The following is a 23,140-nucleotide window of genomic DNA, read 5'->3' as shown; positions in this document are numbered from 1 at the left end:
TTCTTATTTATTTCTCTGGATCGGTAAAACCCATCAGCATACTGGCAATAAAACCGACAATCCATGCACCTAATACCGCGATCAAGAACTTAATAATTTGCCCATCACCCACTAATGGAATTAATGATAACCCAGCAGTACCAAATGGAATAATGATCCCAACTTGGAAATAGGCCATTAATGCACCACCAGCAGCACCACCAATACATCCCGCCACAAAAGGTTTTCCTAATGGAAGAGAAACACCAAATAGTAACGGCTCACCAACACCGAAAATACCCACAGGCAATGCGCCCATTAATGTTTTCTTTAAACGTTGGTTTTTAGTACGTAAGTAAACCCAAAAACAAGAGCCTACTTGCCCCATTCCGCCCATGGCTAAAATAGGGAACAGATAATTTAAACCAAAAGTATTTAAGATTTCGGTATGAATAGGAATTAACCCTTGATGTAATCCCGTTAAGAGTAAAAATAAGAAACTTCCCCCTAACGCCGCACCTGTTACAACTGCGCCACCCCCTTGGTTTAAAAGTGATAATGATACGCCTTGCGCTAATAACTGATTAAGGTAATGACCAATTGGTTGGAATATCATAATCGCCACAAGTGAAGAGACTAAAATCGTTACAAACGGCGTTAAGATAAGATCGAGGCTCTCTTTAACGATACTACGAAACCATAATTCTAATTTTGAAGAGAACACCACCACCATTAATACAGCAAAGATCCCGCCACTATTTGGCTGTAATTTCTCACCCAATAAAGTGATATCGGCAAGCCCTGGCATGGCTAATAATCCTGCCATTACTGCACCAATCGAGGTTGAAGCACCTAACTCTTTCGCGGTATTTATCCCTATCATAATAGAAAGATACACAAACACCGTACTCCCCATTAATTTTAATAACTTAAATAATTCAGGGAATTGCTCAACCAAGCCCGGCGCTATTAAACGAATAATATTAATCAGCCCCATGATCAAACCACAACCAATTAATGCAGGGATCGTAGGAACAAAAATAGCCGCTAATGTATTGAGCATGCGACGAATAGAAAACCCTTTTTTCACTGGTGTTGACGCTGGGGTTTCTTCGTTATTTTCTGAGCCTGCTTGCATACGCTTATTCATAATGGAATACACTTTTGCGGCTGTTCCCATTCCTACAATCACTTGATGCTGCTCACCATTAAATACAACACCTTTAACGCCTTCGACTTGCTTTAAAGCGTCTGTATTAAATAATGAACTGTCTTTTAAAATCAAACGAATACGGGTCATACAATGTGTTAGGGTAACCACATTTTGAAACCCGCCCACGTGTTTTTCTATTTCTAGCGCTAACGTATCGAGATGTTCTATTTTATTAGCCATAAATGTGCCTGCTAGCGTTCAAGATGCTTACGCATATTGTTATGAGTTAAATAGGGCAAGTTGCTGCTGTAGTGAGTAATAAGGGTGTTGCTGTGTAATTTGATCGACACTTTCCACACTAAGGTGAAGTTCATACATCAAAATCGCTTTTCTAGGATGATAGTTGACCATGTCTAACAATGTTCTCGCTTTTTCAACAGAGATACCACATACGTCACTGACAATACCCTCAGCACGACGTTGCAGTTTTTCATTACTTGCAATCACATCGACCATTAAGTTTTTATGCACTTTTCCCAGTTTGGTCATAACACTGGTACTTAACATACCTAAAATCATTTTTTGAGCAGTACCACTTTTCATTCTTGTAGAGCCTGTTAACACCTCTGCGCCCACATCTGGCGCAATAGAGAGATCAGCAATCTCGCTCATTATGCTTTGACCTCGTGTGGTAATAGATACCGTTAATGCGTTGATCTTTTTACCATATTGCAAAGCTGCGACGGTAAAGGGAGTACGACCACTCGCCGCAATACCAATAACCACATCTTTGGCACTAACATGACGGCGCTGAAGCTCTTCAATCGCTGCTTCTTGGCTATCTTCAATATTTTCAACCGCCTTTAGCATTGCATCATGCCCGCCCGCAATAATGGCCTGCACTAGTGTGGGGGAGACTCCAAAAGTAGGAGGACATTCCGCACTGTCTAACACCGCTAATCGACCACTTGTTCCTGCGCCCACATAAAAAATACGACCGCCTTTTTGTAAGCGTTCAGTTATTTTCTCCACAGTTTTAGCAATCGCAGGTAACTCTTTTTGTACCGCATAAGCAACGGTCATGTCGGCATTATTGATAAGTGTGACCAATTCCAATGCACTCAACTCAGAAAACTGGGTTGTTTCTTGGTTACTTTCATTTTTAAGACATTCACTCAATGCATCTTCTTTCATCACAACAACCTCAGTGAAACTAAATTTCATATAAAACTACATCTAATGAAATTTTATTTCAATTCTATTTATCATGAAATTGTGAAATTAATCACATTATGTTCCCTATTTTCTCTATGGAAACATCAACACAATAATATTTATAGAATAATTAATTGATTTTAAAGGTATTCTCCCAATTATATTGTTATTAAAATAATTAGGAGAATATAAAAGACAGGGTAGTCGCGATGTGTATTACTTGGTTTGACCTAAAAACTGCCCAAATTCTTCAATACTTGGGTAAGAAGATTGTGTGCCTTTGCCGGCAACGCTTAAGCCTGAAAACATCACCGCTTTATTTAAGGCTTCTTCAATATTATTAGTATGAACATAATAATGAGAGAAACAGCCAATAAAGGCATCCCCCGCACCACTGGTATCTATTGCGTCTACTTCAATGGCGGGAATATATTTTTCAATTTCACCATTCATCCATAGCGCGCCTTTTTCACCTAATGTGACGATGACGTTTTTAAAACCTTTTTGCAGCAAAGAACAAGCGGCTTCACGAATTTCATCCATCGTAGTAATTGGCATACCGGTTAAAATTTCCAGTTCTGTCTCGTTAGGAACAAAAAAATCACAACGCGCTGCAATATTAAGATCTAACATTTTTGAAGCAGGTGCAGGGTTAAATAATACGGGAATATGGTGTTTGTTACCAAACTCAATCGCGTGATACACCGTTTCAAGCGGAATTTCTAATTGCAGTACAATTATTTTGCATTTTTTCAGGCTTTCTGCCGCTCTATCAATATCTTCTGGCGATAAATGCTGATTAGCCCCCTTAACAATCAAAATACTATTTGATGATTGAGAAGTCACAAAAATGGGCGCAACACCACTTGTTGTACCCGGTACTTTTTCAACATAACGTGTATTAATGCCATAAGATTCTAAATTCATGATGGTGTTATCAGCAAAAATATCGTCGCCGACTTTGGTTAGCATCATCACTTTTGAATTTAATTTAGCCGCAGCAACCGCTTGATTTGCGCCTTTGCCACCACAACCAATCTTAAATGCCGGCGCCTCAAGGGTTTCTCCCTCTTTTGGCATCCTATCTATATAGGTGATCAAATCCACCATATTTGAACCAATCACTGCGATATCCATAGCGCCTCTTACTCTTATGTGAAATTTATAAATGTGAAAATAGTGACATTATGATAGATGTATAACAGTATCATGTTATTTAAATATCATTTGTGATTGTTATCTTGTTAAAACGGCACTAATATGTTGCCAAACTAACATGAGTGATAAATAACAATCTTCTTATTAAGGAATATACAATGCGTCCATTAGCTAATTATATCGATCATACCCTTCTTGCTGCAGATACAACTGAAGCACAAATCAAGAAATTGTGTTCTGAAGCAGTAGAACATGGTTTCTTCTCTGTTTGTATTAACACTTCTTATATCCCTTTAGCAAGAACTTGCCTTGATGGAAGTGATGTAAAAGTATGTTGTGTTATCGACTTCCCATTTGGCGCAGGTTTAACTGCAACTAAAGCCTTTGAAGCTGCAGAAGCTATTCGCCAAGGCGCACAAGAAGTCGATATGGTTATCAACATCGGTATGTTAAAAAGCGATCGTTTAGACTTTGTGAAACAAGATATCGAAGCAGTAAAAGCGGCTTGTGGAAACACAACACTGAAAGTTATCCTTGAAGCTTGCTTATTAACTGATGACGAAGTACGTTTAGTTTGTGAAATGTGTCGTGAGATCCGCGTTGATTTTGTGAAAACATCAACAGGATACAGTACAATGGGCGCAACAGAACATCATGTTGCTTTAATGCGTAAAACAGTCGGTGACGAAGTTGGTGTGAAAGCGTCAGGTGGTGTTCGTGATCGTCAAACTGCATTAAACATGATCAAAGCAGGTGCAACTCGTATCGGTGCTAGCGCAAGTGTTGCAATTGCAACAGATTCAGATGCACCTGAATCAAACTACTAATTATTTAGCGTATATTTTTTTGGAGTACGCTATTCGATAACACAAGGATCCTTCGGTGATAGAGACCAAACAGCACGAACGTTTGCGCCGCCTCAGTGAATGTATTAAACGCTCAGGTCGCATACATCTTAAAGACGCCGCAAGGATCCTTGAAGTTTCAGAAATGACTATCAGACGAGACCTCAGTTCTGATGTAGAAAACCCGTTTCCAATGTCATTACTCGGGGGTTATGTTGTTGCCTTAGCCCAACCACATTCTGGGTTAATCTCAACATCCTCTGACATTATTACACCCGACCAAACCGAAGAACTTCATATACCCAACCTTGCTGCAGGAATGGTATCTGACGGTGATGTGCTCTTTTTCGATAATGGGCAATTTATTCCCACACTGATTGAGCTTATTCCTGATAACTTACATTTCACGGGTATTTGTTATTCTCACCGTGTATTTCTTGCATTAAGCCAGAAAAAAAATGCCACTGTTTTACTCTGTGGCGGAGAATATCGCCCTAAAAGCGACTCTTTTTATAACCCTACTCAATCTTCTTATCTTGATAGCATTAATCCCAAAAAAGCCTTTATTTCTGCTGAAGGCGTTCATCTTGATTTTGGTGTTACCTGTTATAACATCGACGACCTTCATATGAAGAAAAAAGCGATGGATAAATCTATTCGTAAAATTTTATTAACGAAATATCACTATTTTGATGAAACAGCGACAGGCAATATGGGCGATTTAGCGCAATTCGATGTTGTTATCACTGATAGAAAATTAACAGATGACTACGAAAATTACTGTCGAAGAAACTCAGTAAAAGTCATTTATTAATTAAGAATAGCTCGTTAAGTAAAATAAAAACGTTATAACGATAAGTTTTAAATTAAATAAATTATTTTTATTCTCTTTTTTAAAATAAAGAAAAAGCACACCACTTTTTAATTGCTAAAGCAAAAAAAAGTGGTTACTATGCCCGCGATTTATTATTTCTTATCCATTTCACTTAACTGCAAGGAGGTATCCCATGACAACTACAAATATGAATACTCTTTGCGGACAATCTCAGAAGTAATCCTTTTTTCCTTCTTTTTGCTGTCCGCCAATCAATTTATTTTTTTATCCTTTATATTATATGGATTGGTATATGGACAAATGTGTTCATTATTTATCTGATAGCGTTTGTTATATCGCATCGGATAATACCTGGATTGAAAGCAAAGCAATCCAACAATTAGAAACAACCGCTCAACTTCCTGATATGGCTTATGTGGCAGGTATGCCAGACCTACACCCTGGTCGTGGTTATCCTATTGGAGCTGCTTTTTTTTCGGTTAATCGTTTTTACCCTGCTCTGGTCGGTAATGATATTGGCTGTGGCATGACACTTTTTCAAACTGAGTTTAAAAACAGCAAACTCAACTTAGATAAAGCAGAGAAACAATTGAGCGAAATGAGTGATATCGCGCCGTCAGAATGGCTAGAAGCACATCTACCGACTGAGATGCAAAATCATCCTTTTGCCGGCTCTTTGGGCTCTATTGGGGGCGGTAATCACTTTGCTGAATTCCAGCAAATTGACCAAGTGATTAATGAAACGCTTTTCGCTGAAAGTGGCATTAATCAAAAACAATTATTGCTATTAGTTCACAGCGGTTCTCGGGGTTTAGGGCAATCTATTTTACGTGCCCACACTGAACAATTTGGTCACAAAGGGTTGATTGAAAATACCGAAGAGGCAAATGAATATTTGCAAGCTCACAATAAAGCACTTGATTATGCAAAGATTAATCGTCGCCTTATTGGTGAAAGAATGATGCGCCAAATTCGCACTCAAGGTGAAGTTATTTCTGATGTAAATCATAACATTGTAGAGCCTTGTAAATTGCATGGTCAACAAGGCTGGTTACATCGTAAAGGGGCAACACCCGCTCATCACGAGATGGTCGTTATTCCGGGATCACGCGGTGATTACAGCTATATTGTTAAACCCATTGTGTCTGAATTAAGCCTGCATTCATTACCTCATGGTGCGGGTAGAAAATGGATGCGTACAGAGTGTAAAGGTCGTTTATCACACCGTTTTACCCCCTTACAACTTTCACGAACTGCATTAGGTAGCCGTATTATTTGTGCCAATAAACAACTGATTTATGAAGAAGCACCTCAATCTTATAAATCAATTGAGACTGTCATTGAAAGTATGGTCAGCATTGGATTAATCGACGTTATCGCACGTTTAAAACCCGTGATCACCTACAAAACAAGTGGAGAGATGGCGTAATGTTATTACAATTCACCTCCGCACAAGGCCCTGAAGAGTGCTGTTTAGCCGTTGAAAAAGCCTTAAATTATTTTTTAAAATCAACGATAAAACAGCAAGTTAATATTACTGTTCTTGAAAAAGAGCCTTCGCGTCATGGCTTAAAATCAGCATTAGTATCTCTTGAAGGTGCTGATGCACACGCTATCGCACAACAGTGGGCAGGCTCTGTACAATGGCAGTGTGCAAGCACGTTACGACCACGACATAAGCGTAAAAACTGGTTTATAGGTATCGCTTGTTTTGAACAACCGAATGAAATAAATGACACCGAAATTGTCTTTGAAACCATGCGTTCCAATGGCCCCGGTGGTCAGCATGTTAACAAAACAGAATCTGCGGTCAGAGCAACACACATTGCCACGGGCATTAGTGTAAAAGTACAGTCAGAACGTAGCCAGCACGCCAATAAAAGGCTCGCTAAGCAACTTATTGCATGGCATTTAGAAACTTATATGATGAAGCAACACGCCTCATTAAATAGCCAACGCCATATTGCTCACCACCGTGTTATTCGCGGTGATGCCACACTCTGTTTTAGTGGTAATGACTTTGTTCTGGTAAGCAAATAATGTTATTAATCTAACAAAAGCAAAGCCACGATTTTTTAATCGTGGCTTTTTTAAGACAAAAATACCCTGCAATAAGACACTTTAAATTAAAACACAAATAAAGCATATAATGAGTTTTAATAAATTAATCTTACCGTTAATACATCTATTTTATTGAGTGAATCTTAATTCTTTTAATAGCATCACATTTATTTAAATATAAATGTTATTAATGCTGATTAATTAAATTTCTGCAGGTGTATTTCGCATTTTAACTGTGAATGTCACCACAGCAGATGCCACTAATGCAATTATCATAAACATAAATGCACTGTCATAACTGCCACCACTGGCTTTAATTAAGAAACCCATCACTGGTGCGGAAACAACACCCGCCATTTGTCCGCCGAAATTAACAATACCTGAAGCACGTCCCATGATTTTATTTGGGATAGTATCCATCAAAATCCCCCAGAACATTGCCATAGCAAAGAACATAAATAATGCAGAAATACACTGATAAACTACCGCCATATCGGCACTCTCAACTGTGTATGTCATATATAAAAAACCTGCGGCAATAACGGCTGTCAGCATATAAAGCCATTTACGCTGAGCTTTACATTTATCAGAAACATAACCCCCTAATAATGTCCCACCCGCACCAAATAAGAATGGAATAGCCGCCATTACCCCAGTTTTCGCTAAAGAGAATTCACGTACAGTAATTAAATAACTGGGTAACCATGTTGAAAATCCCCAAAAGGTAATATCAAACAGAAACCAAATCGCAGCCATTTGCCATAACACTGGCATTTTTAAGACATCTTTAAAAGGAACAGCGTCAACCGGTTTGTCCGTTAATGTGCCATCGGCTGCCAGCTCATCGAGATCTTCTTGAGTAATACTGGGGTGATCTTTCGGGTTATCACGAGTAAAAAAGTAAATACCTGCGGCAATTAATAAACCCGGAATACCTAAAACAATAAACACCATATGCCAGCCAAACGCACCAATAATACTGGCAGCGACAATCACCGCTAATGCTGGCCCTAAGGTATTTACTGTTGATTGAATGGCGGTTGCACGACCCCGCTCTTTAGAAGGAAAGTAAGTGGAGATCATTTTCCAAGAGGCAGAGGGAAAACAGCCTTCACCAATACCAAATAAAAATCGCACAGCAAGTAGCAACGGTAACGTAAATACCATACCCGTTAAGCTGGTAAAAACAGACCACCATGCAATCCCTATAGCCATAATTTTTCGAGCACCAAAGCGGTCAGCTAAGAAACCACCGGGTATTTGGAATGCCGCATAACCAACAAAGAATGCACTGATAATTAAGCCTTGCTGGGTGGTATCAAGATTAAGATCACGCCCAATAAAGGGTAATGAAACACTCATCACCATTCTATCTAAAAATGAAAGTAACCATGCTAACCAAATCAAGGATAAAACGGTGTAACGCGCTTTCCATGTTTTTTTCTGATGAATGTCTGGAATAATATTTGAACTCATTTTCCTGTTCCTCAGGTAAGGGGAAACCATCACGGTTGAAAAACAACCGTGATAAACAGAGATAATATTTGACGTTTAAGAGCGTTATTGTGTTGTTATGCTCTTAGAACATGACCACTACAGGCGTAACTTTCGACACCATTAATTAAAGCGATACGCCCATTGACCATCACCAACTCGATCCCTTCTGGGTATTGGTTTGGTTCAACAAACGTGCCTTTATCAATAATGGTTTCGGGGTTGAACATCACAATATCTGCGGCGTAGCCTTCTTTAATTAATCCTCTATCGGTTAATCGAAGCACTTCGGCAGGTTTGCCTGTCATTTTGCGAATAGCCTGTTCCCAAGTGAGGCATTTTTCTTCTCTGACGTATTTCCCCAAAACGCGCGGGAATGCACCAAATACACGAGGATGCGGTTTACCTGCTCCCATTAATCCGTCGGTACAGACATTTTGTTCAGGACGACATAAGAATTTGATAACGTGTTCTTCTGTGCCGTAAAAATCCACCATCCCTACTGCATTTTCTTCTTCATATAGCAGATCGAAGGTCGCGTTATACGGATCTTTTCCTCTTAATTTGCCTAACTCTACAAGGCTAAGTCCAACGGCATCTTGGTTTTTTTCTGTTTTAGAACTGGTGACATAAATATTTTCTAACCCTGCGAAATCAATGAAATTATCCCAACCCGGAATGCCTTTTTCGATATCTTCAATCATCTTTTTACGCAGTTCAGGAGACGCTAAGCGCTCTAATAATTTCTCTGTTCCTCCCGCATGTACCCAAGGCGGTAAAATCACCCCAAGCATGGTACTGCCTGCCACATACGGATATTGGTCAAAAGAGATACGGATGCCCTCTTTTTGTGCTTGCTCTAACATACCGAGCATTTCGTCGATTAATCCCCAGTTTTTCTTACCACAAACCTTCATATGGGAAATATGCAACCAAACACCCGATGCTTTAGCAATATCAATAAGCTCTTGAGTTGATTGAATAATATCGTCAGCTTCACTGCGCTGGTGAACGACAAAAATACCATTGTGTTTTGCTGTAACCTTACAAAGCTCAATCATTTCAGCGGTATCACCAAAGGCACAAGGCATATAAATCAATCCTGTTGATAAACCAAATGCCCCTGCTTTTAATTCACGTTCTAAGATCTCACACATCTTGGCGACATCTTCACGCGTAGAAGGATTACCTTCTAATCCCATTGCTTCCATTCGGATATTGCCATGCGGTACAAGGTAAGCAAGATTGGTAGCAGAGCCTCTGGCTTCCAACATCCCCAAGTAACCTTCGGTATTTTTAAAATGCCAATCAATGCTGTCAGAATCACCATCTAAACCTGCAATATTCTTGCGCCATGCTGAAATATATTGCTCTGGTAAGGGTGCTAACGCGACACCATCTTGTCCTAGCAATTCCGTAGTGATCCCTTGGCGAATTTTGGCAGATAAGGCAGGATTAAGCAGTGCTGAAAGATCAGAGTGAGTGTGAGTATCAATAAAACCGGGACAGACTATTTTCCCTGTTGCATCAATAATCTGATCATTAATATTGGCTTCAAACTGACCGATTTTTGTTATTTTTCCTTCATTAACGACAACATCAGCTTGAAATGCACTAGCCCCTGTTCCATCAATAACAGTGGCATTTTTAAATATTGTTTTCATTCTGTTATTTCTCCAAAAAGTATCTAACAAGCCATGTTGTCAGATACTCTTTTAGTAAGGATTTATTGAGTAAGTATTAATCGTGATAAATACTGTTCATCATGCTGTAATAACCACTTGCAGCACCTTTTAGTTGCTCAATTTCGATATATTCATCAATGGTGTGCGCTAAGTTTTCACGAGATGGGCCAAAGCCAATGGTTTTAATACCTGCTTCGCCAGCATAATGGCTGCCGTTAGTACAGAAAGAGTATTGTGTGACAGTAGGTTTAAAGCCTGACTCACGCAGTCCTTTTAAAACGCGTTGAACATAAGGATCACTCTCTTCTAATACCCAACCTGGGAAGAAGCGTTCACCTTCAATAGTGGCGCCGGTGTAACATTTTTCAGTGCCATACGCGTACGAAACTTTAGCTTTAAAATCATTGTCTTGTGCAGAGAGTTCATCAATCGCTTTTTGTAATGGAGCCAGTACAGCCTCTTTAGTTTCCCCCACTAACAAACGGCGGTCGTAAGTGGCCCGGCAATATTCAGGGACGACAGAAGCTCCCGGATAAGGTGATGACTTAATATCAGTAAGCTCTAAGATCCCTTTTCCTAATACAGGGTGAACGGATGGCGTTAACGTTCTGATCTTCTCGATCAGTTTTGCCATTTTATAAACAGAGTTGATCCCCGCATCAGGATTAGCAGAGTGAGCAGGCTTACCAAAGGTTTCAACCACAATTTCAGCTCGACCACGTTGCCCAATTTTGAGGTTTAATTCCGAAGCTTCGCCAATTACCACATAATCAGGTTTATAGCGTTCTGAAACGAGCCTTGCAGCAACACCTTCAAAACACTCTTCATGCACAATACAAGAGACATAAATACGACCCGCAAAATTACGCTGATTATCTTGACCATAAAAACCAATGGCCGAAATCATCGCAGCCACAGCACCTTTCATATCACTGGTGCCACGACCATAAATCTTGCCGTCTTTTATTTCTGCGCCATAAGGTTTTTCTTTCCAATCACGCTCACTGACAGGTACGGTGTCGATATGACCATCAAAAACAAGCGTTTTCCCTGGGTGTTGACCTATTATTCCACCAATAATATTGCCGTATTTATCAATATGAATGTCATCAAAATCATAGTTTTTCATCATTTCTTCTATGACTTTAACAACGTTACCTTCTTCACCTGAATAGCTTTTTTGTTGGATTAATAATTGGCAATTCTTAATAACTTCATCAAATCGGTTTGCTGATAACATTTTTTCACTCCAAAAGACTTATTTGTTTTTTAAAATTGTTTGAAGCTAGGCAACTCACCATCCCACACAATATCGCGATAGCGCTCAGGATCAGTGTCACCTTCCGTGCTTATCACAAGCACTCTTGCATTTTCATTTAATTCCAGCGCTTCTCTCACGCTCTGATAAACAGGTGATTGCATCAAAATAGAAAGCAACCCGGTTGTCACGGCGCCAGATTCACCAGAAATAATGTGCGGATCACCAGGTAAAGGGTTCCCTAAAATCCGCATTCCCCTCGTCGCAACAGCATCAGGGCAAGAGAAAAATGCCGCTGAATAATCACGTAATAAATTCCAACCAATACTGTTCGCTTCACCACAAGCAAGCCCCGCCATCACTGTTTGTAAATCACCGCCAACAGGAATAGCATCCGCTTTTCCTGATACAGCAGATTGATATAAACAGTCGGCAATACGTGCTTCTGCCACAATCACTTTTGGGGCTTGTTTACCATAAGCAGCGGTTACCATGCCTTGCACCATACCCGCAAAAGAGCCCACACCGGCTTGCACAAAAATATGCGTCGGGGGGACTTCGTGTAATTGTGCGAGTGATTCCAGCATCAAGGTGCCATAGCCTTGCATGATCCAAAGCGGGATCTCTTCATAGCCATCCCATGCAGTATCTTGAACCACGATCCAGCCATATTTTTCAGCCATTTCAGCGGTCATTCTTACCGCATCGTCGTAATTCATATCCACAATTTCAGCCACGGCACCTTCACGCAAAATAGCATCCAAACGTTCTTGTGAAGATCCTTTTGGCATATAGACCACCGCTTTTTGCTTTAACTGTCTTGCCATCCAAGCAACGCCACGTCCATGATTCCCGTCAGTGGTTGTCGCAAAAGTGACACCATTTAACTTTTTCCTGATCTCATCACTGTGAATTACCTCATAAGGTAATTCACTTATGTCCATTTCGAGGAAATCAGCAATATGGCGCGCCATCGCATAAGCTCCACCTAACGCTTTAAATGCTTTTAAACCAAAACGGAAAGACTCATCTTTGAGATATAACTCGCCAACCCCTAACGTTTTAGCCAGTTGGGATAAATGGAATAACGGTGTAGGTGCGTATCCTGGAATAGTTCGGTGAAAATCTAACGCTTTGGCTAACTCTTCATAACGAAAAGGAGCCAGCGACGCGGTTGGTTTTCGTGTAAATGAACTTTGGTTAATCAGATACTGCAATTGCTCCTGCATGGAATTACCTCTTAATCACACTTTAAAATTCGCGATAACCCAATATCGCGATGAATCGGAACACATAGGGTTATCCCCTATAGGGCAATATGTATGCCAACTCCCAAAAAAATGAATTAAAAGACACATAACAAACTGATTTTAAATCTATTTATTTTAATGAAAACGAAAAGAAGAAATGAATCATGTAGAAAAGCTGTGATCACGTCGGTTTTATTTAAGTGATAAATTATCAATAATAAGAAACTGTGTGAGCTTTATACAAAAAACAAATAACTAACTAATAAATAACAATTAAATATTTAATTAAAAATAGATAATGATAATTTATTATCAATATTGATAATTCCAAGGTGAGAATGTGATGCACTCGTTACTTAGTACGCTACAAGATGAAATAAGCAAATACACTGACGCTATTGCAGGCATCACAGGTACCGATGTTGAAATTATTGATAACAACTTAATTCGTATTGCGGGTACGGGCCGTTACCGTTATATGCTTAATCAAGATGTCTCTAATAATGGGCATATTTATCGCCATGTACTGCAAGTACAAAAAACGATTTTGATTGAAGATCCGAAAGAAAATAGCCTCTGCCAACTCTGTCAAAATCGCTTAACTTGTACGGAAGAGCTTGATCTTAATGCCCCTATTTTTCTGAATAACCAAGTTATTGGTGTCATTGGAATTATCTGTTCTAACCGAGAGCAAAAAATGTTTTTGATGAAACAAAAACAAGCTTTTATCACCTTTATCGAACAATTTTCAGAGATGATTTCAAGTCGTATTTTTGAGTGCCTTGAAAGGCTTAAAGAACAAGAGCGATTTGGTACTTTTCGAAATTTAATTGATGTGATGGACAGAGGTGTTATTGCGGTTGATCGCCAAGGTAAGATTTGGCACGCCAATCTTTCTGCTTTGCGCTTTTTTGATTGTGAATTGATTGGGCAATCTCTCGATATCGATATGACGGGGGATATTCTTTATGGTGATGAAGAAGCATGGTTAATACTAAATCAACAACGCTATCATGTGTTATGTAAAAAAATTACTTTTTCATCGGTTGATAATGATCAACTGACAATGGTTATTTTTCATGATGCCCGCGATTATATGACACAGGTAAATACCTTATCTGTTGATGAAAATCCTCACTCACCTTTAATTGGTAATTCACAAAATATGCTTCAATTAAAAAGCATGTTAAGTAAAGTGGCTGTTAGCCATGCCAGTGTTCTCATTACAGGAGAAAGTGGTTCAGGTAAAGAGGTGGTTGCTTACACTATTCACCAACAAAGCCTACGAGCAAAACAGCCTTTTATTACCATTAACTGCGCAGCTATTCCTGAGCAACTACTAGAAAGCGAGCTTTTTGGTTATGTTCGCGGTGCCTTTAGTGGCGCGGATCCTAAAGGGCGTATTGGTAAATTTGAATTAGCACATAGTGGTAGCTTATTTCTTGATGAGATTGGTGATATGCCATTACATTTACAAGCCAAGCTTTTACGTGTACTTCAAGAAAAAAGCATTACCCGTGTTGGCTCTAATAACATAATTAATATTGATGTACGCATTATTGCCGCCACAAATAAAGATCTGCGCGAAATGGTGAATAAAGGGCTGTTTCGAGAAGATCTTTTTTATCGCCTTAATGTGGTGCCTATTCATGCCCCCGCTTTGCGTGATCACCGAGAAGATATTGCAGAGCTTGCACAATTCTTTGCTGATGATCTGGCTTTAACCTATCAAAGACCTTCCACAAAGATCCCCAACGTTATTATTAATTACTTATATTCTTATGATTGGCCCGGCAATATCAGAGAGTTACGCAATGTGATTGAATATATGTATGTTATGCAAGGCGATACCGTCGATTTAAACCTTAGCCACCTTCCACCCTATCTGTTAGAAGCGCCGCATTATGAACTGTTAGAAAAAGAAAATTTCAATAGTCTCTATGTAGAAACCAAAATAAATAATGAGCATCAAACTCAATCCTTAGGCACACGAGAGCGATTAAAAACTCTGAGCCTAACATCCGAATATCAAACCATTATCGGTGTATTAGAAAAAACAGGAACAACATTAGAAGGAAAGAAAAAAGCGGCAGAAATTTTAGGGATAAGTATCGCTACCTTATATAGAAAAATGAAAGCACAATAAAGAGTATTTAAGATGTATTTTTAAATATTAATAATTTAATCAATAGATTTAAATTGATACAAAAACTTTAATAAGAATTATTTCTACTCATTATTTTATCTAGATTATTAGAAACGCTTCTTTTAATGATGGTTTTTTATAAAGTATTGTCATTATGATATTTTAAATTTAATGCTATTTGTAACAAAATATATTTTCCATAAAGTAAATTTAAACTATCTCTTCTTCTTCCTTATACCACACCAGAAATTAACCAATTGAAAAGAAAGAATAAATTATTTAATTTTCATTATCTTATTAATGAAATTATTATATTTCATAAGGAAATTTTGTAACACAGTACATAGGACACAAAGAAATAAACTGCATAAAATCCATTCACGCAAAAGTAAAACCAATTGCTATGTGAAAATTAGCATTAATCATAAAAAATAGAATAGTACAAAGTGACTACCTATTTTTATGATTAATACTAACGAGCTATTTTATCTAAGATTTATTTTGTTATTTGGTTTATCTATTTTAAGTGCTGATAGAGGTTAATCATTTAAACTAATTTTCCGATAGGAATAACAAACATATACCAAAGTAAATAGCCTTAATTCTTTCTCATTAAAAAATTATTTATATCAATATCTAGGGGTCAACATGCCTACTTTAACAAAAAAATTACTTCCATTAGCTTTCGTTATTTCTGCAATAACGGCAAGTACCACTGTTTCAGCTGAAGAACAAACAGGACAAATTTCTTTTACAGGTTTAATTTATTCATCAACATGCACTATTGATATTAATGGTACCGGCTCTGACGGTAACGTTAATATGGGACGCTATGCAACCAGTGAATTTAGTGGTTCAGGTAGTGAAGTCGGTGGTAGTAGCGGTAATGGAAAGTTAGATATCTCTTTAATTAATTGCCCACCTCAAGGTAAAGTTAAATTAAAATTAGAAGGCAAAACAGACAGTAGTTCTAATCAAATTTTAGCGCTAGATAATCCTAATGATTCAAATACGGCAAAAAATGTCGGTATCCATATTTATGATGAGTATGATTTAGAAACACCTTATACAATAAATTTTACTGAAGAATATGAAATTAAAGATACTGGTGATATCAAATCAAAAACACTTTCTTTTATTGCTAAGTATGTCAGTACTGATGATGAAGTTGAAGCAGGTCGTGCTGATGCAACACTGAATTATACTCTGACTTATCAATAATAAAAAATGCAGGTTAATATTTATTTAACCTGCATCTATTAACAAGGTGATTTCTGATGATTTTAAAAAAAACACTTTTAGGATTAGGCTTAATAATTAGCTCAATCACATCAAGCTTTGCTGGATTTGGTTTAGAAACAACGCGTGTTATATATAATGAAACAAATAATAATGAAGGTTTTGTTGCATTTAATAGTGATAAAAACACCAATTACTTATTACAATCTTGGGTTGAAGATCTCAATGGAAAACTGACCCAAGATTTTGTTATTACGCCTCCATTAATTAAATTAATTGCACAACAAAAAAATACCTTACAAGTGACTAAAAACACAACTTTGCCCAATGATATCGAATCTATGTATTGGGTCAACGTTAAGTTTGTCTCACCAAGTAATGAAAATTTAGAAAATGTTCTTCGCTATTCCATGACTAATAGAATCAAACTTATTTACAGACCACAATCTTTAAATAACACCAACATTGAAGATAAAATCAAAGAGTTAAAGTGGAATGTAAAAAACAATAGCCTTATGGTATCAAATAACTCACCTTATTTTATTAACATTGGAAAACTGATTATTGATGAAAAAGAGATTGAAAAAGTACCTAGTTTTCTTTCACCAAAATCAGAAACAACCATCAATATAAATAAAACGTTTTCTGGTAAAGAAAAGATAAAATTATTTTATATCGACGACTTTGGTAAAAGCCTTCCAATTGAATTCTCATTATAATAAGCGTTGTTATTCAATATGAAAAAGAAAATGGATAATTACTTCAATAAATCGCCACTTTATTTATTTATTGCTGGCGCTTTATTTACTTCATTCAATATATCAGCAAATGATTATTATCCTGCTAATTTATTAACTATTGAAGGAAGCTCTCAGCAAGTCACTAATGAAGATCTTAATGTCTTTAGAGAAAATACTATTGCACCCGGCATCTATACAGTTGCACTTTTTATCAACGACAATCGAGTATTGACTCGTGAATTCGACTTTATTTTAATGAAAGATGGGGATAATAATAATATATTAGCGCCTCGTCTTTCGCCTGAAGAGTGGTATAACGCAGGAGTTGATCTTCCTTATGATGTGATTAATAAAAACAAAAATAATGATTTTATTAATCTCAACGATATCGATAATGCGAGTGGTTATTTAGATTTAAATAGAAAGCAGTATGTTTTAACCTTACCACAGTTATATGTAAATGAAGACCGACTTAAAGAAAATGAAATAAAAAACTGGGATTCAGGTATTCCAGCATTACTCGTTAATTACGCATTATCTTCATTTAATAGTCGTAGTCACGGTAATACGACTGATAGTTATTATGGCAACATTCAAACCCAAGTTAATTTAGGACCTTGGCGTTTCAATAACTATTCAACATGGTCTAAAAATGAAAATGGTGATAAAAAATGGAACACATTAAGCAATGTGCTTTCCAGAGCAATAACTCAAATTAATAGTGAATTAATGATTGGTGATCTCTATTCTTCTTCACAACTCTTTGATTCAGTAAAGTTTAGAGGTATTAAATTAGTTACTGATAGACTAATGACACCAACACAAAATAGAACGTATGCCCCAAGCGTTTCGGGTATCGCAAACTCAGAATCTATTGTTACGATTACCCAAAATGGACAAGTCATTTATAAGCGCAGTGTACCTGCGGGGCCTTTTAATATCACCGATTATTACCCAATGAACAGTGGCGGTAACTTATATGTCACTGTGACGGAAGCCGATGGCTCTGAAAAGAATTTCATTGTGCCTTTTTCTTCTATTGCCAACCTAGAAAGAAAAGGTGAAATAAAATATAGCGTTTCAACTGGTAAATATGACAGTAACAACAATGCTGATGGTAACTACGTCGTTCAAGCTGAAGCTTTCTATGGTTTAACCGATTATGTAACACTTTATGGTGGCGTGCTTGCAGGTGAAAAATACCAGTCTGTCGGTATTGGTACTGGCGTAAATTTAGGTAGCTATGGTGCCATCACAACCGATTTACTGTATGCAAACTCTTCGACTAATAATGGCAATGACGCATTACATGGCAATGCATTTAGAGTCAACTATTCTAAAAATATTTCAGTCACAGATACCAGCCTTTCGTTGGTTGGTTATCGTCATTTTGATGCTAATTTTCTTAATTTTAATCAGGCAATGGAGCATAAAGATAAAAAATACAATCCTGCCAACGGATTAAAAAATGAATATACACTCTCGATAAATCAACCTTTATTTTCTAACGCCGCATCAATAAACGTTAACTCTATTATCTATAAATATGTCGATGGTAAAACGGTTCATTCCTATAATGCAGGTTTTAATAGCGCAATAAATAAAGTTAACTACAGCGTTTATTATACTTATTACGATGGTAGTCGTTATAACGATAAAAATAAAAACAGTCATGATGTCAGTATGAATATCAGCATTCCATTTTCATGGAATGAAAATTACGTTTGGGCTAATTACGGTATATCAACAAACAATGATAACCAAGTATTACAAACTGCACGTCTAAGTGGAACCTATGGTGATAAAAACCAAGCTAATTGGGATATTTACCAAGGATATGGCAACAAAGGTGTAAATTACAATGGTGGTTTAAATGGCTCTTATAAAGCACAAAGTGCCATTATTAATGCGGGTTATTCGTATACTCAAGATAAGCAAAATGTTAACTACGGTGTAAGTGGTGCATTAGTTGCAACACAATACGGTGCTGTGTTTACCCCTTCATTGCAACAAACCAATGCATTAATACTGACAAAAGATACCTCAGGTGTAGAAGTGATTAATGGTCAGTCTATTAAAACCAATCATAGTGGATTAGCCGTTGTTTCTGGCATGTCACCTTACCAGAAAAACAATATCCGTATTGATACTCGCTCTATTCCAGATAACACTGAAATTTCGAATAATATTATTAGTAATATTATTCCGACAAAAGGTGCATTAGTACTTGCTGATTTCGAGGCTAAAAAAGGATTCAAATTTTTGCTGACATTACAAACACCTGATAAAAGCACCATTCCGATGGGCGCTAAAGCCGTGATTAATAATGATGAAACTCAATTAATTGCCAGTTTTCATCAACTCTATTTCGTTGCCAATAAACCTCAAGGTCACATTCAAGTTTCGTGGATAATAAATGGAGAGCACAAATCCTGTTATGCAACTTATGACAGTGACAATAAAGCACCGGTTAATGGCTTATATATTTTAGATACTGAGTGTAAATAAGGAAATAAAATGGCTAATTTAAAAAATAAAATGAATAAATTATTATTTCTAATTTTTATTCTTAGTTTATCCTCTCTCTCTTTTTATAGCCAAGCCGCACCTGATTGCGTAAATAACGGCGGTATTAAGCATGGAACGATGGATGCCAGAGGTGGCACAATTGAATTAAAAGGCATGATTACAAAGAATCAAGAAGTTGCACGTTTTAGCTTTAAACGTGATGGCTCTGATGTTGCAGTTGCTGATTGCCCTGATGGTGCAGAGTTCTACGCTTATGCAACATATAGCGAAGGTAGTGGTGTAATGCCAACATATTATGGAGATATTGATGGTAGACCTGCATATTATGTTGTACGCAATGGTCCTACGGTAGGCTTAGACGATTATGCTTATGTTCTTATCGAGAATCAGTCTGGCCTTTCATTTAGAAGTCAGCCAGGACAAGAGGTGCCTGTCAATGCTCCCAAGCTTAATACTAGAGACGCTACTGTTATTGTTTACGCCACTAAAGATAACCCTAAATCACACCGTTTTACGACTCAATACATTGGCTCAATATTAATTAATCGCTTTAATCCTAGTGGTGGAACAACAGCCGTTGGCTTTAGTTATCGCCTATCTGTGAATATTATCAGTGCGCCAACATCGTGTAGTGCAGAAAATACGGATCTTGAAATGAACTTACCTAAGATGCCTATTACTGCATTTTCTAGCATCGGATTTCCACGTGATAACCCATATGCTGAAGATAATCTTAGAATAAACTGTACAGGTAATGCCTCCGCTAAAATTAAGCTAATAGCACATAACACCACGAGTTACGATGGGCAAAAAACAATTATCAAACCTGATAACGAAGGTGATAATAATAATGCCAAAGGGGTGGGATTTGTCGTCTCAGCCCCTGCAAGCAACGATACTGTGTTAATTAATAATGAATTTGTAAAAATTGCAGATTTAGCCAGCGGTATCAATAACGTTCCGTTAAAAGCTGAATATTATCGTTATGGCGATGAGGTAAAACCCGGCAAGCTCAGTGCTTCTGCAAACTTTGTGTTGGAGTTTAATTAAACAAATACACGATAAGCAAGCCAAGTTAAAAATTAAACTCACAGATTAATAACGCCATTAAATTAGATTTAATGGCGTTATTTTATTAGCAACACAGTAAGCAAGTTATTAATTAGATATAATCTTCTAATTGATGCTTATAATTATAAAAATAAAATCAATCCCAAAAACAGATAACAACATAATTTAAAAGGAAGTTAATTGATATGAAGAAACTTATTCTACTTTTTAGTCTCTTTTTCTCTGGATCTTTAAACGCCTCTTCTATCGATAATAGCCCTATAATAAATTTTGTAGAAAAAACCCAAAAATCAGTTAGTGCTAATTTTCATGGTTCAGAAAGCTATAAAGGTAAAGAGTGCATGATTAAGGTGACACTATCTAATGATGGGGAGTTAATTTCAGCTGTTGTAGATGATAGAAATGAAAAAAATGATCAAGCACTTTGTGATGCTGGCATTGAAATTATTAAAGAAACAATATTTACTGCACCTCCAGAAGATAAGAAGATCAGCAATAAAAATACGTTTTATATAGATTTTAGGCCGTAGATTATGAGTAATAATGGTTGATGCAGCGATAATAATATTGTTGACATATCAAATAGTTATAGTGAATCAACATTTCTTATTAAAAATGGAGAGATGAAGTTTAAAAAATAACGATTTTCATGATATTACAGTCTATAAAAAGATGTTATTACGATCTCTGTATTTAGCTCATCCTTAGAGATTATGTATTTAGGTAAAAAATCGACAAGGTTTATAATGTCACGATATATTAATCAATAACTTACTTATTTTTCTTCATAGCTATGATTATTAGACGATTATTTTTTATATTAATTTTTCCCTTACTGACCTCATGCCGTTTATCAGGCAATAAAATAACTTATCTTCCTGATAATGAGATATTAAATGACGCCATGGTTGGAGTACCTTATTATCAAAAGATTACTATATTAGGAGGACCAGTTATTGGTGGTGTGCACAGAAATATTGGCTTTATCTCCCCCAATAATTCAGGCCTTTTCCTTCGTAATTGTGAACGCCCGAGATCTTCTACCGCAGGTAATACTGACACTATAACTCGTGATTATAATTGCGTGGAACTATATGGAACCCCGACAAATACTGGAACGATAAAAATAACTATTGGTGGTGCTACATATCCAAGCATGATTGTTGCCTCAAAAGAATTTAGTAGGGATTATATTGTTAATGTGGGTTTATCCGAATAAGAAATTGTTGAAATGTAGAAGTAGAATTATCGTAACATGTTGTGCCTTATGGGTATGAATAGCTCCTGTCCACTCCCCATTAATTAAGACAAACCAAATTAGAGTTTTCTAACTGTTTTCGATAGTCCTCAGGTGGGAGATTATTTAAACTTTCGTGCGTTCGGTTTTGGTTATAATCTTGCTGCCAAAACCACACCATTTCTCTGACCTGACTGAGTGATTTAAATAAATAAGCATTTAAAAACTCTCGGCGAAAAGCCCCATTAAAGCGTTCGATAAATCCGTTTTGTTGTGGCTTACCAGGCTGAATATGGCATAATTTAATGTCATTATTTTCACAGTAATTCAATAAATTAACTGATATTAGCTCCAGTCCATTATCCACCCGTATTTGTTTTGGTAATCCTCTGTCTATTTTTAAACGTTCTAGCACTCTAATCACGCGCTCTGCTGGCAACGATGTATCGACTTCAATAGCCAGACATTCGTGTGTACCTTCATCAATTATATTCAATGTTCTAAATTGCTTACCGCAATATAAACTGTCATGCACAAAATCTAATGCCCATTGAATCTTCGGCATTTTCTCAACGTCTAATGGCCTTTTTTCACGCATTGGAAGTCTTTTCTTAACTCGATGCTTTAAATTTAACCCTAAGCGACAATAAACACGATAAACTCGTTTTTAATTAAATAGATAGCCTTGATATTGTAGTCGAAAATAACATTTCCAGAAGTCCGATTGAGGCGATTTAGCGAGCACCGCTTGAATAGCATCGATGACGATTTTGTCCTTCTCACGCCAATTTTGCGTTTTTCGATAAAAAGTAGCTCGAGATAACGAGGTTAATCTGCACGCTTTTATGACCGACAATCCCGCTTGAATAAGCGATAGTGCACTTGATTTTTTCTCGGTCATCACCAACCCTTTTTTGCGAAAAGCGCCTTCATGGCATGGTTTTCAAGACTCACTTCCGCAAACATCTTTTTAAGTTTTGTATTTTCTTGTTCTAACTCTTTTAATCGTTTAACATCATTGGCTTCCATACCACTCTATTTAGATTTCCAATTATAATAAGTGGCATTACTGATCCCATTTTGACGACAAATATCTTATACTTTCATACCAGAATCGGCGAGCTTTAAAATATTAACGATTTGAGTTTCAGTAAAACGCGCTTTTTTCATGATGACCTCTGCAATTTTAGGGGCAGAAAATCTAATTATAGCTGTCTTATTTTAGGGGAAGTGGACACTATCCAA

18 protein-coding genes and 1 pseudogene are annotated in these 23,140 nt (G+C 37.1%); 11 read left to right on the top strand and 8 right to left on the bottom strand.

Annotated features, from left to right (window positions below; all coding sequences use genetic code 11):
* Positions 1-7: 7 nt before the first annotated feature.
* The 3 genes from INT04_RS08740 to rbsK form a co-directional block, all read right to left on the bottom strand.
* Positions 8-1,372: a PTS transporter subunit EIIC gene (locus tag INT04_RS08740; RefSeq protein ID WP_193015743.1), complete on the bottom strand. Its 1,365-nt coding sequence runs from the start codon at positions 1,370-1,372 to the stop codon at positions 8-10.
* A 39-nt stretch (positions 1,373-1,411) separates the two neighbouring features.
* Complete coding sequence (gene murQ, locus INT04_RS08735) at positions 1,412-2,326, bottom strand: N-acetylmuramic acid 6-phosphate etherase (RefSeq protein WP_193015785.1); 915 nt, start codon at positions 2,324-2,326, stop codon at positions 1,412-1,414.
* A gap of 237 nt (positions 2,327-2,563) precedes the next feature.
* A complete protein-coding gene (gene rbsK, locus INT04_RS08730; protein ID WP_193015742.1) occupies positions 2,564-3,484 on the bottom strand; it encodes a ribokinase in 921 nt (306 codons plus the stop codon).
* A 179-nt stretch (positions 3,485-3,663) separates the two neighbouring features.
* On the opposite strand from rbsK, the gene deoC reads away from it, so the two are divergent.
* The 4 genes from deoC to prfH all read left to right on the top strand — a co-directional run bounded on the left by deoC (position 3,664) and on the right by prfH (position 7,225).
* The gene (deoC, locus tag INT04_RS08725; protein WP_193015741.1) at positions 3,664-4,332 is read left to right on the top strand and encodes a deoxyribose-phosphate aldolase; all 669 of its coding nucleotides are present in this window, start codon (positions 3,664-3,666) and stop codon (positions 4,330-4,332) included.
* A gap of 55 nt (positions 4,333-4,387) precedes the next feature.
* A complete protein-coding gene (locus INT04_RS08720; RefSeq protein WP_193015740.1) occupies positions 4,388-5,164 on the top strand; it encodes a DeoR family transcriptional regulator in 777 nt (258 codons plus the stop codon).
* A gap of 313 nt (positions 5,165-5,477) precedes the next feature.
* Positions 5,478-6,614 carry an RNA ligase RtcB family protein gene (locus INT04_RS08715; protein WP_226894037.1) on the top strand — a complete coding sequence of 379 codons (1,137 nt, stop codon included), beginning with the start codon at positions 5,478-5,480 and terminating at the stop codon, positions 6,612-6,614.
* Entirely contained in the window at positions 6,614-7,225 is a 612-nt protein-coding gene (gene prfH / locus INT04_RS08710) for a peptide chain release factor H (protein ID WP_193015738.1), read from the top strand. The genes INT04_RS08715 and prfH overlap by 1 nt, the downstream gene beginning before the upstream one ends.
* 222 nt (positions 7,226-7,447) lie before the next feature.
* Here the strand turns inward: prfH and INT04_RS08705 are convergent, their stop codons facing one another.
* The 4 genes from INT04_RS08705 to dpaL form a co-directional block, all read right to left on the bottom strand.
* Positions 7,448-8,722: an MFS transporter gene (locus INT04_RS08705; protein ID WP_193015737.1), complete on the bottom strand. Its 1,275-nt coding sequence runs from the start codon at positions 8,720-8,722 to the stop codon at positions 7,448-7,450.
* A 95-nt stretch (positions 8,723-8,817) separates the two neighbouring features.
* Positions 8,818-10,404 (bottom strand): N-acyl-D-amino-acid deacylase family protein, encoded by a 1,587-nt coding sequence (locus INT04_RS08700; RefSeq protein WP_193015736.1) that lies wholly within the window; start codon positions 10,402-10,404, stop codon positions 8,818-8,820.
* Between the two features lie 76 nt (positions 10,405-10,480).
* On the bottom strand, positions 10,481-11,665 hold the full coding sequence (locus tag INT04_RS08695; protein WP_193015735.1) for a YgeY family selenium metabolism-linked hydrolase: 1,185 nt from the start codon (positions 11,663-11,665) through the stop codon (positions 10,481-10,483).
* Positions 11,666-11,694: 29 nt separating this feature from the next.
* The gene (dpaL, locus tag INT04_RS08690) at positions 11,695-12,912 is read right to left on the bottom strand and encodes a diaminopropionate ammonia-lyase (protein WP_193015734.1); all 1,218 of its coding nucleotides are present in this window, start codon (positions 12,910-12,912) and stop codon (positions 11,695-11,697) included.
* Between the two features lie 364 nt (positions 12,913-13,276).
* Here dpaL and INT04_RS08685 point away from each other — a divergent pair, with 364 nt between their 5' ends.
* The 7 genes from INT04_RS08685 to INT04_RS08655 all read left to right on the top strand — a co-directional run bounded on the left by INT04_RS08685 (position 13,277) and on the right by INT04_RS08655 (position 21,877).
* The gene (locus INT04_RS08685) at positions 13,277-15,079 is read left to right on the top strand and encodes a sigma-54 interaction domain-containing protein (protein ID WP_193015733.1); all 1,803 of its coding nucleotides are present in this window, start codon (positions 13,277-13,279) and stop codon (positions 15,077-15,079) included.
* 648 nt (positions 15,080-15,727) lie between these two features.
* A complete protein-coding gene (locus INT04_RS08680) occupies positions 15,728-16,300 on the top strand; it encodes a fimbrial protein (protein ID WP_193015732.1) in 573 nt (190 codons plus the stop codon).
* A 56-nt stretch (positions 16,301-16,356) separates the two neighbouring features.
* Positions 16,357-17,037, top strand: coding sequence for a molecular chaperone (locus INT04_RS08675; RefSeq protein WP_193015731.1), 681 nt, complete (start codon positions 16,357-16,359; stop codon positions 17,035-17,037).
* An 18-nt stretch (positions 17,038-17,055) separates the two neighbouring features.
* Positions 17,056-19,566 carry a fimbria/pilus outer membrane usher protein gene (locus tag INT04_RS08670; protein WP_226894036.1) on the top strand — a complete coding sequence of 837 codons (2,511 nt, stop codon included), beginning with the start codon at positions 17,056-17,058 and terminating at the stop codon, positions 19,564-19,566.
* 9 nt (positions 19,567-19,575) lie between these two features.
* Positions 19,576-20,637, top strand: coding sequence for a fimbrial protein (locus INT04_RS08665; RefSeq protein WP_226894035.1), 1,062 nt, complete (start codon positions 19,576-19,578; stop codon positions 20,635-20,637).
* 206 nt (positions 20,638-20,843) lie between these two features.
* A complete protein-coding gene (locus INT04_RS08660; RefSeq protein WP_193015730.1) occupies positions 20,844-21,188 on the top strand; it encodes a cell envelope integrity TolA C-terminal domain-containing protein in 345 nt (114 codons plus the stop codon).
* 263 nt (positions 21,189-21,451) lie between these two features.
* A complete protein-coding gene (locus tag INT04_RS08655; RefSeq protein WP_193015729.1) occupies positions 21,452-21,877 on the top strand; it encodes a hypothetical protein in 426 nt (141 codons plus the stop codon).
* Positions 21,878-21,956: 79 nt separating this feature from the next.
* Here the strand turns inward: INT04_RS08655 and INT04_RS08650 are convergent.
* A pseudogene (locus INT04_RS08650) lies at positions 21,957-23,065 on the bottom strand (IS3 family transposase).
* Positions 23,066-23,140 lie beyond the last annotated feature (75 nt).

The sequence above is a fragment of the Proteus sp. FME41 genome (assembly GCF_014897315.1).
GTDB lineage: Bacteria > Pseudomonadota > Gammaproteobacteria > Enterobacterales > Enterobacteriaceae > Proteus.
The sequence above is the reverse complement of the archived record's forward strand: the minus strand, read 5'-3'. Positions and strand labels throughout refer to the sequence as shown.

What these genes read in the sequence shown, in the direction of transcription:
- INT04_RS08705 (WP_193015737.1), bottom strand. Translation starts at nt 8,722, where the DNA reads ATGAGTTCAAATATTATTCCAGACATTCATCAGAAAAAAACATGGAAA.
- INT04_RS08675 (WP_193015731.1), top strand. Translation starts at nt 16,357, where the DNA reads ATGATTTTAAAAAAAACACTTTTAGGATTAGGCTTAATAATTAGCTCA.
- INT04_RS08700 (WP_193015736.1), bottom strand. Translation starts at nt 10,404, where the DNA reads ATGAAAACAATATTTAAAAATGCCACTGTTATTGATGGAACAGGGGCT.
- INT04_RS08695 (WP_193015735.1), bottom strand. Translation starts at nt 11,665, where the DNA reads ATGTTATCAGCAAACCGATTTGATGAAGTTATTAAGAATTGCCAATTA.
- dpaL (WP_193015734.1), bottom strand. Translation starts at nt 12,912, where the DNA reads ATGCAGGAGCAATTGCAGTATCTGATTAACCAAAGTTCATTTACACGA.
- INT04_RS08670 (WP_226894036.1), top strand. Translation starts at nt 17,056, where the DNA reads ATGAAAAAGAAAATGGATAATTACTTCAATAAATCGCCACTTTATTTA.
- INT04_RS08715 (WP_226894037.1), top strand. Translation starts at nt 5,478, where the DNA reads ATGGACAAATGTGTTCATTATTTATCTGATAGCGTTTGTTATATCGCA.
- INT04_RS08655 (WP_193015729.1), top strand. Translation starts at nt 21,452, where the DNA reads ATGATTATTAGACGATTATTTTTTATATTAATTTTTCCCTTACTGACC.
- INT04_RS08740 (WP_193015743.1), bottom strand. Translation starts at nt 1,372, where the DNA reads ATGGCTAATAAAATAGAACATCTCGATACGTTAGCGCTAGAAATAGAA.
- prfH (WP_193015738.1), top strand. Translation starts at nt 6,614, where the DNA reads ATGTTATTACAATTCACCTCCGCACAAGGCCCTGAAGAGTGCTGTTTA.
- rbsK (WP_193015742.1), bottom strand. Translation starts at nt 3,484, where the DNA reads ATGGATATCGCAGTGATTGGTTCAAATATGGTGGATTTGATCACCTAT.
- deoC (WP_193015741.1), top strand. Translation starts at nt 3,664, where the DNA reads ATGCGTCCATTAGCTAATTATATCGATCATACCCTTCTTGCTGCAGAT.
- INT04_RS08660 (WP_193015730.1), top strand. Translation starts at nt 20,844, where the DNA reads ATGAAGAAACTTATTCTACTTTTTAGTCTCTTTTTCTCTGGATCTTTA.
- INT04_RS08680 (WP_193015732.1), top strand. Translation starts at nt 15,728, where the DNA reads ATGCCTACTTTAACAAAAAAATTACTTCCATTAGCTTTCGTTATTTCT.
- murQ (WP_193015785.1), bottom strand. Translation starts at nt 2,326, where the DNA reads ATGAAAGAAGATGCATTGAGTGAATGTCTTAAAAATGAAAGTAACCAA.
- INT04_RS08665 (WP_226894035.1), top strand. Translation starts at nt 19,576, where the DNA reads ATGGCTAATTTAAAAAATAAAATGAATAAATTATTATTTCTAATTTTT.
- INT04_RS08685 (WP_193015733.1), top strand. Translation starts at nt 13,277, where the DNA reads ATGCACTCGTTACTTAGTACGCTACAAGATGAAATAAGCAAATACACT.